General features: G+C 65.5%; 10 protein-coding genes and 7 tRNA genes. 11 read left to right on the plus strand and 6 right to left on the minus strand.

Annotated features, from left to right (window positions below; all coding sequences use genetic code 11):
• Positions 1 to 59 precede the first annotated feature (59 nt).
• The 8 genes from DM992_RS10055 to DM992_RS10090 all read left to right on the plus strand — a co-directional run bounded on the left by DM992_RS10055 (position 60) and on the right by DM992_RS10090 (position 1,914).
• A tRNA-Ala gene (locus tag DM992_RS10055) sits at positions 60 to 135 on the plus strand.
• A 140-nt stretch (positions 136 to 275) separates the two neighbouring features.
• Positions 276 to 351 (plus strand) — tRNA-Glu (locus DM992_RS10060).
• Positions 352 to 429: 78 nt separating this feature from the next.
• Positions 430 to 506: transfer RNA gene (locus tag DM992_RS10065), tRNA-Asp, on the plus strand.
• A 63-nt stretch (positions 507 to 569) separates the two neighbouring features.
• Positions 570 to 645, plus strand: a tRNA-Glu gene (locus tag DM992_RS10070).
• A gap of 80 nt (positions 646 to 725) precedes the next feature.
• A tRNA-Asp gene (locus DM992_RS10075) sits at positions 726 to 802 on the plus strand.
• Between the two features lie 65 nt (positions 803 to 867).
• Positions 868 to 943: transfer RNA gene (locus DM992_RS10080), tRNA-Glu, on the plus strand.
• A 73-nt stretch (positions 944 to 1,016) separates the two neighbouring features.
• A tRNA-Asp gene (locus DM992_RS10085) sits at positions 1,017 to 1,093 on the plus strand.
• A gap of 356 nt (positions 1,094 to 1,449) precedes the next feature.
• Positions 1,450 to 1,914, plus strand: coding sequence for a GNAT family N-acetyltransferase (locus DM992_RS10090; protein ID WP_111016695.1), 465 nt, complete (start codon positions 1,450 to 1,452; stop codon positions 1,912 to 1,914).
• Between the two features lie 19 nt (positions 1,915 to 1,933).
• Here DM992_RS10090 and DM992_RS10095 read toward each other — a convergent pair whose 3' ends face one another.
• Positions 1,934 to 2,812: a helix-turn-helix transcriptional regulator gene (locus DM992_RS10095; RefSeq protein ID WP_111016696.1), complete on the minus strand. Its 879-nt coding sequence runs from the start codon at positions 2,810 to 2,812 to the stop codon at positions 1,934 to 1,936.
• Positions 2,813 to 3,065: 253 nt separating this feature from the next.
• Between DM992_RS10095 and DM992_RS10100 the strand changes: the two genes are divergently transcribed.
• Positions 3,066 to 3,479 carry a gamma-glutamylcyclotransferase family protein gene (locus DM992_RS10100; protein ID WP_111016697.1) on the plus strand — a complete coding sequence of 138 codons (414 nt, stop codon included), beginning with the start codon at positions 3,066 to 3,068 and terminating at the stop codon, positions 3,477 to 3,479.
• 124 nt (positions 3,480 to 3,603) lie between these two features.
• Here the strand turns inward: DM992_RS10100 and aceB are convergent, their stop codons facing one another.
• Both aceB and DM992_RS10110 read right to left on the minus strand, forming a co-directional pair.
• Positions 3,604 to 5,196: a malate synthase A gene (gene aceB, locus DM992_RS10105; protein ID WP_111016698.1), complete on the minus strand. Its 1,593-nt coding sequence runs from the start codon at positions 5,194 to 5,196 to the stop codon at positions 3,604 to 3,606.
• Positions 5,197 to 5,261: 65 nt separating this feature from the next.
• On the minus strand, positions 5,262 to 6,023 hold the full coding sequence (locus DM992_RS10110) for a haloacid dehalogenase type II (RefSeq protein WP_111016699.1): 762 nt from the start codon (positions 6,021 to 6,023) through the stop codon (positions 5,262 to 5,264).
• 153 nt (positions 6,024 to 6,176) lie between these two features.
• On the opposite strand from DM992_RS10110, the gene DM992_RS10115 reads away from it, so the two are divergent.
• Both DM992_RS10115 and DM992_RS10120 read left to right on the plus strand, forming a co-directional pair.
• Positions 6,177 to 7,082, plus strand: a complete 906-nt coding sequence (locus DM992_RS10115) for a LysR family transcriptional regulator (RefSeq protein ID WP_111016700.1) — start codon at positions 6,177 to 6,179, stop codon at positions 7,080 to 7,082.
• A 165-nt stretch (positions 7,083 to 7,247) separates the two neighbouring features.
• A complete protein-coding gene (locus tag DM992_RS10120) occupies positions 7,248 to 7,682 on the plus strand; it encodes a universal stress protein (protein WP_111017878.1) in 435 nt (144 codons plus the stop codon).
• Positions 7,683 to 7,873: 191 nt separating this feature from the next.
• Here DM992_RS10120 and aceA read toward each other — a convergent pair whose 3' ends face one another.
• From aceA to DM992_RS10135, 3 genes are all read right to left on the minus strand, one after another.
• Entirely contained in the window at positions 7,874 to 9,181 is a 1,308-nt protein-coding gene (gene aceA / locus DM992_RS10125; protein WP_111016701.1) for an isocitrate lyase, read from the minus strand.
• 388 nt (positions 9,182 to 9,569) lie between these two features.
• Positions 9,570 to 11,111, minus strand: coding sequence for a DEAD/DEAH box helicase (locus DM992_RS10130; protein WP_111016702.1), 1,542 nt, complete (start codon positions 11,109 to 11,111; stop codon positions 9,570 to 9,572).
• 359 nt (positions 11,112 to 11,470) lie between these two features.
• Positions 11,471 to 11,740 carry an acyl-CoA-binding protein gene (locus tag DM992_RS10135; protein ID WP_011352486.1) on the minus strand — a complete coding sequence of 90 codons (270 nt, stop codon included), beginning with the start codon at positions 11,738 to 11,740 and terminating at the stop codon, positions 11,471 to 11,473.
• Between the last annotated feature and the right edge of the window lie 51 nt (positions 11,741 to 11,791).

The following is an 11,791-nucleotide window of genomic DNA, read 5'->3' on the forward strand; positions in this document are numbered from 1 at the left end:
GCAAAAAGGGTATTTACAAGTTCAAAGTCGGTCCATATAATCTCATTTCTGTTCTGCAAGGGGGTATAGCTCAGCTGGGAGAGCGCTTGCATGGCATGCAAGAGGTCAGCGGTTCGATCCCGCTTACCTCCACCAACAGAACAAATTGGATTGATTTGCGAAGCAGTAGTGGTAGTAATAAATGCTTCACAGAATGATCCAAAGCAGTTAGAATTCCGGCCTTCGCTGTTGATGAGAAGTGAATAGCGAAAGTCAGACAGATCTGAAAAGATTTTGTCCCCTTCGTCTAGAGGCCTAGGACATCACCCTTTCACGGTGAGTACAGGGGTTCGAATCCCCTAGGGGACGCCAGATTCAGCGGCGTTTCGTAGAAGTGTCGCGAGGCTTGCAGGAACGTAACCGACGTCCTGCGGGTTGGGTAAGGAAGTTGGAGCGGTAGTTCAGTCGGTTAGAATACCGGCCTGTCACGCCGGGGGTCGCGGGTTCGAGTCCCGTCCGCTCCGCCAGAACGAAGCCCGTTCAAGACGTTTTTGAGCGGGCTTTTGTATTAAAGATGTAAGCAGTACGTTGTCCCCTTCGTCTAGAGGCCTAGGACATCACCCTTTCACGGTGAGTACAGGGGTTCGAATCCCCTAGGGGACGCCAGATTCAGCGGCGTTTCGTAAGAAGTGCCGCAACGCTTGCAGGAACGTGAACGATGTCCTGCAGGTGGGGTGAAGAAAGCTGGAGCGGTAGTTCAGTTGGTTAGAATACCGGCCTGTCACGCCGGGGGTCGCGGGTTCGAGCCCCGTCCGCTCCGCCAGAACGAAGCCCGTTCAAAGAACGTTTTTGAACGGGCTTTTGCATTAAGGATGTAAGCAGTACGTTGTCCCCTTCGTCTAGAGGCCTAGGACATCACCCTTTCACGGTGAGTACAGGGGTTCGAATCCCCTAGGGGACGCCAGATTTCGGCGTCGTTCGAACAAACGATGCGCCGGCAGGAAGCAACCGACGCCTGCCAGGCAAGCAGCAAGACTGGAGCGGTAGTTCAGTCGGTTAGAATACCGGCCTGTCACGCCGGGGGTCGCGGGTTCGAGTCCCGTCCGCTCCGCCAAACAAACGAAAGTGCCCGCCTCGTGCGGGCATTTTCGTTTGTGCTGTCCGGTTGTTGCGCCCGTTCTCGGGCGCGTGACTGCGGAGCGGAGGAAGCCGCCTGCGCGGCTTCCGGCGGGACTCGAAGGGCTGCGCCTGCAAGCGCAGCCGCGGCCTGCGGGATGTAGGCGAGTCCCGTCCGCTCCGCCAAACAAACGAAAGTGCCCGCCTCGTGCGGGCATTTTCGTTTGCGTTTCCGGTTGCGTCCGTCGTGCACCTTGATCCAGGAATCAAGCGCCGCGCCACTACGAGAAATTCGCGATTGCATCCGTGCGCGACTGCGCTATCGTGGCGGAATGCGTTCTTGACCCCTGCGCGATGCTCGATCCGACCGACCTGCGACTCCTGTATCAGCTCCGGCCCGCGGAGCCCGACGATTTCCCGTTTGCCGAAGCGCTGACGCACGGCAACATGGGCGGCTACTACAAGCGCCATGGGCTCGTGTGGCGCAGCGACCTGTTCTACGCGAGCTGGCGCGAATCCGAGAACTTCATCCTCGAGGCCGACGGCGAGCGCATCGGCGTGCTGCGCGTGACCGAGGAGGGCGATTCGCTGCATATCCGCGACGTCCAGATCGCAGCCGGTCATCGTGGGCAGGGCGCCGGCACCTACATGCTCGACATGTCACACCGCTGGGCGCGTGCGCGCGGGCTGCACGAATTGCAGTTGCGCGTGTTCGTCGACAATCCCGCCGCGCGTCTCTACCTGCGCATGGGCTACCAGGTAGCCGGCCCGCGGCTCGCGCAACTCGGCTCGATCCGCCATATGGTGCGGCCGGTCTGAAGGTCTGACGATCCGGAGCTCAGCGGCCGGCGTCGATCGCGTCGTCGTCCGGCGACTCGTCGTCCGCAATGCGGCCTTCCGCGCCGCGGTGCTCGTAGCCGCGCAGCATGAACGCGCGCGGGCTTTCGCCGAATGCACGGCGGAACATCGCCGAGAACGCGCTTTGACTCTGGTAGCCGAGTTCGCGCGCGATATGCGACAGCGGGCGCCCCTGGTTCAGCAGCGGGATCGCCCGCGCCAGCAGCGCCTGCTGGCGCCACTGCGAAAAGCTCACGCCCAGCTCCTGCTTGAAGAGCCGCGATATCGTGCGCGTGCTCGCGCCGACCTCGCTCGCCCAGTGTTCGAGCGATTCCGCATGCGCCGGTTGCGCGAGTACCGATTCGCACAGCATGCGCAGCCGCTTCTCGTCGGGCATCGGCACCGCAAGCGGCAACGGCTCGGCATGGCTCAGCTCGTCGAGCACGAGCCCGCAGAGCAGGCGCTCGCGCGCGGTGCCGAGGTTGCGCGCATCGAGTGCGACGATCAGCTCGCGCAGCAATCCCGTCACTTCGACGACGCGGCACGCGTCGAGCCCGTCCGGCACGATCGACTCGTCGATATACAGCGTGCGCAAATACGCTTCCTCGACGATCACGACCTCGTGCGTCACGTGCGGCGGCACCCAGATCGCGCGGGACGGCGGCACCATCCACGTCGTGCCGGTCGTCGCGACGCGCAGCACGCCGCGCGACGCGTACGCGAGCTGCGCCCACGCATGCGTGTGCAGCGGGATGCGGTGGCCGGCGTCGACCCGCCGCGCGCGCACGCGCATCGGATGGACGGTGGTCGGCGCGAATTCAGGCGGGATGTCGATGACGTCGTATGGGTTCGATGCGTCGGCTTGGACGGGCGGATTCATGGACGGTTCGGGCGCGGCGACGATGCCGTTATTTTAGAAGGCGCCGCGCAAGCGCATGCGGCGGTTTTTCGGGCGATCATGCCGCGTTCAAATGAACTTTGTATGGGACCGGGCGAATTCGGCGCGGCTGCGCGACGCCGCGCGCTCGCCGGTCAGAACCATCGGGCCGATCCGATGGTCTATCGATGCGTGCGCAATTTCGCACGAATCGCGCGCGAACACGGCAGCATACGAATCGAAGAGGAGAACCACGATGCGCTACGTATTCGTCTACGGCACCCTGAGAGCCGGAGAGACCAACGACATCGGCCATGCGGCCGCACGGCACGGGATCGCCGCGCCGACGCTGCTTGGCGCGGTCGCGCTGCCGGGCGAGCTGTACGATTTCGGTACGTATCCGGGGATGGTCGCCGGGCCGGCCGGCAAGTCGCTGGTCTGGGGCGATGTCTACGAGGTCGACGAGCAGCTCGTTCCCGTGCTCGACGAGATCGAGCGCGTTTATCCGGGCGTCGACACGCTGTTCAAGCCGGAAAAGGTGACCGTCGAGCTCGGCGGCCGGAGGTACGCATGCCTGTATTACCCGGTCGCCGCGCACGCGGCAGCCGGGCGTCCGCGCATCGCGTCGGGAGACTGGGTCCAGCACCGGCGCGAGCGGGAAGTCGCCTGAGCGTCCGCGCGGCAGTCGGTTTCGCCGCAAAAGAAAAGCGCCCCGCAGGGCGCTTTTTTCATGCTGTCGCCGCGTGCGATTGCCGACGGCGCGTGCCGGCCGACGATCGCAGCGGGCCGCTTCGTCAGATTTCCTCGTACAGCGGCAGCGTCAGGAATTCGGTGAAGCCTTCCGACGTCGACATCTGCTCGAAGATCGCCGCGGCGCGCTCGTACGGCTGCGTGTTGCCGCCGACCGAACGCTTCACGTTGTCGAGCTCGACCTTTGCGTATTCGCGCACGAGGTCGGCCGTGACCTTGCGGCCGTCGTCGAGCACACCCTTCGGCGAGCGGATCCACTGCCACACCTGCGAGCGGGAAATCTCGGCGGTGGCCGCGTCTTCCATCAGGTTGTGGATCGGCACGCAGCCGTTGCCGTCGAGCCACGCGCCGAGGTAGTGGATGCCGACGTTGATGTTGTTGCGCAGGCCGGCTTCCGTGATCGGCGCTTCAGGCTGGAAGTCGAGCAGGTTCTTGCCTTCGACCTGCACGTCGTCGCGCTGCTTCGCGATCTGGTTCGGCTGGTCGCCGAGCACCTTGACGAACTCTTCCATCGCGATCGGCACGAGGCCCGGGTGCGCAACCCAGCCGCCGTCGTAGCCGTCGGTCGCGTCGCGCTGCTTGTCCGAGCGCACGCCGCCCATTGCCTTGTCGTTCGCTTCCGGATCGTTCTTGATCGGGATCAGCGCGCTCATCCCGCCGATCGCCGGCGCGTTGCGCTTGTGGCAGGTTTTCAGCAGCAGCAGCGCGTACGCGCGCATGAACGGCACGGTCATCGTGATCTTCGAACGGTCGGCGAGGCAGAAATCGCGGTCGTTCTTGAACTTCTTGATCGCCGAGAAGATGTAGTCCCAGCGGCCGGCGTTCAGGCCCGAGCTGTGCTCGCGCAGTTCGTACAGGATCTCGTCCATCTCGAACGCGGCGAGGATCGTCTCGATCAGCACGGTCGCGCGGATCGTGCCGCGCGGGATGCCGACCTGTTCCTGTGCGGCGACGAAGATGTCGTTCCACAGGCGCGCCTCGAGATGGCTTTCCATCTTCGGCAGGTAGAAGTACGGGCCCGAGCCGCGCGCGATCAGCTCCTTCGCGTTGTGGAACAGGAACAGCGCGAAATCGAAGATGCCGCCGGACACGCGCTGGCCGTCGACCGTCACGTGCTTCTCGTCGAGGTGCCAGCCGCGCGGACGCACGATCAGCGTCGCGACCTTGTCGTTGAGCTTGTACGACTTGCCGTTCTGCTCGAGCGAGATCGTGCGGCGGATCGCGTCCTTCAGGTTGATCTGGCCGTCGATCTGGTTCGTCCAGCTCGGCGCGTTCGAATCCTCGAAGTCCGTCATGTACGAATCGGCACCCGAGTTCAGTGCGTTGATGATCATCTTGCGCTCGACGGGGCCCGTGATCTCGACACGGCGGCACTGCAGGTCGGCCGGCAGCGGCGCGACCTTCCAGTCGCCTTCGCGGATCGCCCTGGTATCGGCCAGGAAGTCCGGGCGCTCGCCCGCGTCGAGGCGTTTCGTGCGCTCGATGCGCGCCTGCAGCAGCGCCTGGCGGCGCGGTTCGAACGCGCGGTGCAGCGCTGCGACGAGTGCGAGCGCGTCGGGCGTCAGGATCGCTTCGTAACCCGGCTTGATTTCGCCGGTGATCGTCATGCCTTGCGGCAGCGTGATCGGGGTGCTCATGAGTCTCATCTCCTTGGTCGGTCAGTTGCGGTTTCGGTGAAGGGGGAAGGCGGCAGCTGCGAGCGTCATGCACCCGGGCCGGGGCGCGTGCGATTTGCGTGTCTGCCGGACGGAGCCGGGGCGGCGAGGAATGCGAGCAGGTCGGCCATGCCGGCGCCCGTGCCGTCGGGCGGCGCGCCGAGTTCCTCGGCGGGCGCGCCGGTGCGGTTGAGCCAGAACGTCGTGTAGCCGAACCACGCGGCTCCGGCGACGTCCCACGCGTTCGACGACACGAACACGATGCCGCGCGGGTTCGGTCCGAACGCGGCGGTGCCGAGCGCGTAGACGGCCGGACTCGGCTTGTAGGCGCGCACGGTGTCGGCCGACAGCACGCGATCGAACAGCCCGGACATGCCGGCGCTCTTGATCGCGATGTCGAGCATCTGCGGGTTGCCGTTCGACAGGATCGCGAGCGGCGGGCGCGGCTCGAGGGCGCGCAGCTTGCGCAGCGCGGGCACCGTATCGGGATAGGTGGACAGGCACGCGTATTCGTCCATCAGCCGTTTCTCGGCTGCGCCGTTCAGCGCGAGGCCGAGCGCGCGCGCGGCGAACCGCAGCGCGTCGAGCGTGATGTCCCGGAACGGGCGATAGCGGGCGCCGGCCGGATCGGCGAGCGTGCGCAGCTGCGAGTATTCGATTTGCTTGCGTCGCCACAGCTGCGACAAACGTTCCCCGTGACCGGGAAACATCTGCTCTGCCGCGGCCACGACCGCATGCACGTCGAACAACGTGCCGAATGCGTCGAAGAGGATTGCGTCGGGAGAGGAGAGTGTCGTTGTGGCCGACATAGCCTTGCGCTCCAGTTTCAGAGGTCGAGTCGATTCTATTCGTGATCGCAGGTGCTAAAAAAGATGCTAATCATCACTTGATCTTTTACTTTCATATACATAATCTGAGCGGCTTAAGCTATTTGAAGGGCGGCGGTGCCGTCCCTGCGAGTCATGGACCGGTTCAAACAGATCGAAACCTTCGCCGCGGTCGCGGCGAAAGGCAGCCTGTCGGCGGCCGCGCACGCGGAAGGCGTCGCGCCGGCGATCATCGGCCGCCGCCTCGACGCGCTCGAGGAGCGGCTCGGCGTCAAGCTGCTGGTGCGCACGACGCGCAAGCTCACGCTGACGTTCGAGGGGTCGGCATTCCTCGAGGATTGCCAGCGGATCATCAACGACATGCAGAACGCGGAGGCGAGCGTGTCCGCCGGCGGCGTCAAGGCGAGCGGTCACCTGCGCATTTCCGCGCCGGCCGGCTTCGGCCGGCGGCACGTCGCGCCGCTCGTGCCCGAGTTCAGCGGCGGGCATCCGGACGTGTCGGTCACGCTCGACCTGTCCGACCGGATGGTCGACCTCGTCAACGAAGGGTTCGATTGCGCGGTGCGGCTCGGCGAACTCCCGGACTCGTCGCTGGTGTCGCTGAAGCTCGGCGAGAATCGCCGCGTGTGCGTCGCGTCGCCCGCGTATCTCGCTCGGCGCGGCACGCCGGCCACGCTCGCGGAACTGGCGCGGCACAACTGCCTCGCGCTCGCGGCAAACGCGAACCAGCAGCGCGGCTGGGCGTTCCAGGAGGACGACAAGGTCGTGTCGATCCGCGTGAACGGCACGATGGAATGCTCGGACGGCGCGGTGCTGCATGAGTGGTGTCTCGCCGGCCACGGCCTGGCATGGCGCTCGTGGTGGGAGGTCGGCGAGGACATCGCGGCCGGCCGGCTCGTCAGCGTGCTCGACGCGTTCGCCGCGCCGCCGATCGGCATCCACGCGGTGTTTCCGCAGCGCCGCCACCTGCCGCTGCGCGTGCGCCTGTTTCTCGATTACCTGAAGCACACGTACGAGCGGCCCGGTTATTGGGGCGAGTAGGCCGCGCGTGCCCGCGCCCGCGCGTTTCCGATATGAGGGCGAACCCGCTGCCGGTGCCGGTTGCGCGGTTTCGCACACTACAATCGTAGGAGGCACGCGCGACGCTTCGCGGTCGGCCCGAACGGGATCGCGGCGCGCGGAGTGCGATTGACGAAGGAGGGCGCGATGTTCCGGCACATCCTCGTTCCAACCGACGGTTCCGAACTGTCGCAAAAGGCGATCGACGGCGCGATCGACCTGGCTCGCGCGGTCGGCGCGCGCGTGACGGCCTACGCGTGCCTGCCGCAGTATCCGTACTCGCCGTTTTCCGAGGTGATCATCGAGCCGCCCGCCGATTTCCGGGCGCGCAGCGAGCGCGAGGCGCGCACGCACCTCGACGAGGTCGAATCGGCCGCGAAGGTGGCCGGCGTCGTCTGCGACACGTGGACCAGCGTACATCCGTCGCCGTATCTCGGCATCATCGAGGCGGCCGAACGCGGCGGCTGCGACGTGATCTTCATGGCGTCCCACGGACGCCGCGGGCTCGGCAGCCTGCTGATCGGCAGCGAGACGCAGCGTGTGCTGACCCATACGAAAATTCCGGTGATCGTCTATCGGTAGGGCTGCGCCGGTTGTGGCCGCGCGGGCGGCGGCAGGACCGGCACCGTAGAAAAAGGGCGCGCCGGACAGAGCCGGCGCGCGTCGTTGCTGGCGGCCCGCGGGCCGCGCGGCCGGTCGCGCGATCTGCATCGCGCGCCTGCCGTCTCCTCCCTGATTGTGTTCTGTTGCCGATGCCACGCCGCTTGCGCGCGTTACGCGACCTTCTTGCCGTCGAAGAACTGTTCGTCTTCGGTCGAGCCGTGCAGCGCGGTCGTCGATGCTTCGCGCTCGACCGTCTGCGTCACCGCGTCGAAGTAGCCGGTACCGACTTCACGCTGGTGCTTGACGGCCGTGAAGCCCTTGTCGGCTGCCGCGAACTCGGCCTGCTGCAGTTCGACGAATGCGCTCATCTGCGTGCGGGCATAGCCGTGCGCGAGGTTGAACATCGAGTAGTTCAGCGCATGGAAGCCGGCCAGCGTGATGAACTGGAACTTGTAGCCCATCGCGCCGAGTTCCTTCTGGAACTTCGCGATCGTCGCGTCGTCGAGGTTCTTCTTCCAGTTGAACGACGGCGAGCAGTTGTACGACAGCAGCTTGCCCGGGAACTGCTTGTGGATCGCTTCCGCGAACTTCTTCGCGTACTCGAGATCCGGCTTGCCGGTTTCGCACCAGATCAGGTCGGCATGCGGCGCGTACGCGAGACCGCGCGAGATCGCCTGCTCGAGGCCCGGCTTCGTGCGGAAGAAACCTTCCACCGTGCGCTCGCCCGTCAGGAACGGCTTGTCGTTGTCGTCGACGTCGGACGTGATCAGGTCGGCCGCTTCCGCGTCGGTACGTGCGACCAGCACGGTCGGCGTGCCCATCACGTCAGCCGCGAGGCGCGCAGCCGACAGCTTCGCGACGGCTTCGCGCGTCGGCACGAGCACCTTGCCGCCCATGTGGCCGCACTTCTTCACCGAAGCGAGCTGGTCTTCGAAGTGGACGCCCGATGCGCCTGCCTCGATCATCGCCTTCATCAGCTCGAACGCGTTCAGCACACCGCCGAAACCGGCTTCCGCGTCGGCCACGATCGGCGCGAAGAAGTCGACATAGCCTTCGTCGCCCGGGTTCTTGCCTTCCGACCACTGGATCTGGTCGGCGCGCGTCAGCGTGTTGTTGATGCGCTTCACGACGAGCGGCACCGAGTTTGCCGGGTACAGCGACTGGTCCGGGTACATTTCGCCCGCGACGTTCGCGTCGCCGGCCACTTGCCAGCCCGACAGGTAGATGGCCTTCAGGCCGGCCTTTACCTGCTGCATCGCCTGGTTGCCGGTCAGCGCGCCGAGCGCGTTGACGAACGGCTCGTTGTTGATGAGGCCCCACAGCTTTTCCGCGCCGCGCTTGGCCAGCGTGTGCTCGATCGGGATCGAGCCGCGCAGGCGGACCACGTCCTCGGCCGAGTAGCCGCGCTTGATGCCTTTCCAGCGCGGATCGGTTTCCCATTGCTTTTGCAGTTCCTGTGCCTGTTGCTGACGCGACATGATGAGCTCCTTGATGCGGTGTGTTGCCTAATGGGTCGAATCTGACGGTGGGAATGCTGTTCTCGAAGCGGGAAGCGGTGCGTTCCGTTTCGTGAAGTCTTGTATAAGAGTCTAGGCAAATCGACGGGAGCGAAACAGCGGCTGTATCAGAAAGTGTGTAAATTTTTAGTTGTTTTAAATCAACTATTTGGATTCTGTATTTCGGGATAAGAAATGCTCTTTCCCATCCCGCAATCGTCTGGGTTGTGCCACGCAGCATGACTTTTTACGACACAAAAAAATTTTTCGCATCGTGAAATGTATGGCGAGGCGAAAAAAAAACCGGCGCAGGTGCGCCGGTCGGCTGATTGGCGGGGCGGCCATCCGTGGGGCGGCCGCCCGTGCGTGCTTACGACGCGGAATTGCCGCGGCGCGGGCCGCTGCTGCGCTGGCCGTCGCGACGCGGGCCGCCGTCGCGGCTGCCGCCCGGCTTGCCGCTCCAGCCGCCGCCATTGCCGCCGCCGTAGCTGCGACCGTTGCCGCCATGACCGCCGCCCGGCTTGCCGCCGAAACGCCGGCCGCCGCCGTTGCCGCCGCCCGGACGGCCGCGGCCGCCGTTGCCGCCGCGCGGGGGCGCCGACTTGCGCGGCTCGAAACCTTCGATCACGTTGACCGGCAGCGGCGAGCGCACGAAGCGCTCGATGCGCTTGAGCGCGCCCTGTTCGGCGTGGTGCACGAGGCTCACCGCGATACCCGAGCGGCCCGCACGGCCCGTACGGCCGATACGGTGCACGTAGTCTTCCGCGAACTTCGGCAGGTCGTAGTTGAACACGTGCGTGATGCCCGGGATGTCGATGCCGCGTGCCGCGACGTCGGTCGCGACCAGCACGCGCACGCGGCGCTCGCGCAGCGCACGGATCGTGCGGTTACGCGCGCCCTGCGGCAGGTCGCCGTGCAGCGCGGCCGATTCGAAGCCTGCGTCGGCGAGACGGCCGGCGAGCTGGTCGGCGTCGATCTTGGTTGCCGTGAAGATGATCGCCTGGTCGAGCGCGTCGTCGCGCAGCAGGTGATCGAGCAGGCGATCCTTGTGGTCGCGGTCGTCGACGTAGTGCACGGTCTGCGCGATGTTCGCGCGCGACTCGAGGCGCTGCTGGATCTCGATGCGCTCGGGGTCCTTCAGCAGGCGGCTCGTCAGCGAACCGATCTTGCCGTCGAGCGTGGCCGAGAACAGCATCGTCTGGCGCGACGCGGGCGTCGCGGCGACGATCGTTTCGATATCGTCGATGAAGCCCATGTCGAGCATGCGGTCGGCTTCGTCGAGCACGAGCATCTTCAGCTCGGACAGGTCGATGCGGCCGCGCTCGAGGTGGTCGAGCAGGCGGCCCGGCGTGGCGACCAGGATTTCGGGGTTCTTCGCGAGCAGCATCAGCTGCTGGCCGTAGGCGACGCCGCCGAGGATGCTGACCGTGCGCAGGCGCTTCAGATGCTTGCCGTAGGTCGATGCGGCCGTGGTGACCTGCATCGCGAGTTCGCGGGTCGGCGTCAGCACGAGCAGGCCCGGGCGCGCGACGGGTTGCGGGCGGCGCACGCGGCGGTCGCCCTGGTTCGGTTCGCGCGGCGCGCGCGGTTGCTGCGCCAGCGTCTTCTGGAGCTGCGCGAAGCGTTCGATCGCGGGCAGCATGAATGCGGCCGTCTTGCCCGAACCGGTCGGGCTCGACACCAGCAGGTCGCGGCCGGCAATGCCGGCCGGAATCGCGCGCTGCTGGACCGGCGTCGGCTTCACATAGCCGGCGGCCTGCAGCGCGGAGACGATCTCCGGCGACAACCCGAGCGACGCGAAGCTCGGCTCGTCCGACGCCGGTTCGACCGCGGCCGGTGCGGCGGCGTCGTCGAGACCGAGCGCCTGGTCGGCGATCGCGTTGAGCGGGCTGGAGTTGATGCTCGAAGTCATAACAATCCTTGAAACACAGTGGGTGAAACGTCGGCGCCAATCGCGCATACCCAAGTCGTCGGATTCAGCGAGCAAATCGGGAAACGGGTGCAATCCGCCGAACAGTCGGCGGATGAGGCATTAGAAGCTGTTTTGGGTGCGGCGCGCTTCAGGAGCGGGGCCGCCAGCCTGATAAGTGACGACCGCGAGGGTCGAAGCAGGAGGGGACAGGTTCTAAACCGGATTGGAGCTTAACGCTACGAGGCGTCGGGCCGGAACGGCATGCGAGCCGAGCGCGGAGGTGACGCAGGCCGCATTATAAAGAGATTTGCTGCGCTGCGCCACTGATTTGATTGCCTATTGCGAACGGCGTGGTTCGGTCAGGAAGCCGTGCCGTTTTTCAGTGATTCGACGAGCTCGATGTACTGTTGCTTCGCGGCATCCTGCGACGTGCCCTTCAACGCATCCCATGCGTCGTACTTGTATTTGCCGACGATGTCGGTGAAGCCCGGCTTGTCGCCGTGGGCATCGCCGTCGGTCGCCTGCTTGAAGAGCGCGTACAGGCGCAGCAGGGTCAGGTTGCCAGGCCGTTCCGTCAGTTGCTTGACGTCGATCTGGGCCTGGTCGAATTGGGCGGTGAGTTCGCTCATCGGGTGTCTCCGTAAGGGTTTCAGGTCGGGCGATCTTAACAAGCGGACCGC

The sequence above is a fragment of the Burkholderia sp. JP2-270 genome, assembly GCF_003233675.1.
GTDB lineage: Bacteria > Pseudomonadota > Gammaproteobacteria > Burkholderiales > Burkholderiaceae > Burkholderia > Burkholderia pyrrocinia_C.

What these genes read in the sequence shown, in the direction of transcription:
- DM992_RS10090 (WP_111016695.1), top strand. Translation starts at nt 1,450, where the DNA reads ATGCTCGATCCGACCGACCTGCGACTCCTGTATCAGCTCCGGCCCGCG.
- DM992_RS10095 (WP_111016696.1), bottom strand. Translation starts at nt 2,812, where the DNA reads ATGAATCCGCCCGTCCAAGCCGACGCATCGAACCCATACGACGTCATC.
- DM992_RS10100 (WP_111016697.1), top strand. Translation starts at nt 3,066, where the DNA reads ATGCGCTACGTATTCGTCTACGGCACCCTGAGAGCCGGAGAGACCAAC.
- aceB (WP_111016698.1), bottom strand. Translation starts at nt 5,196, where the DNA reads ATGAGCACCCCGATCACGCTGCCGCAAGGCATGACGATCACCGGCGAA.
- DM992_RS10110 (WP_111016699.1), bottom strand. Translation starts at nt 6,023, where the DNA reads ATGTCGGCCACAACGACACTCTCCTCTCCCGACGCAATCCTCTTCGAC.
- DM992_RS10115 (WP_111016700.1), top strand. Translation starts at nt 6,177, where the DNA reads ATGGACCGGTTCAAACAGATCGAAACCTTCGCCGCGGTCGCGGCGAAA.
- DM992_RS10120 (WP_111017878.1), top strand. Translation starts at nt 7,248, where the DNA reads ATGTTCCGGCACATCCTCGTTCCAACCGACGGTTCCGAACTGTCGCAA.
- aceA (WP_111016701.1), bottom strand. Translation starts at nt 9,181, where the DNA reads ATGTCGCGTCAGCAACAGGCACAGGAACTGCAAAAGCAATGGGAAACC.
- DM992_RS10130 (WP_111016702.1), bottom strand. Translation starts at nt 11,111, where the DNA reads ATGACTTCGAGCATCAACTCCAGCCCGCTCAACGCGATCGCCGACCAG.
- DM992_RS10135 (WP_011352486.1), bottom strand. Translation starts at nt 11,740, where the DNA reads ATGAGCGAACTCACCGCCCAATTCGACCAGGCCCAGATCGACGTCAAG.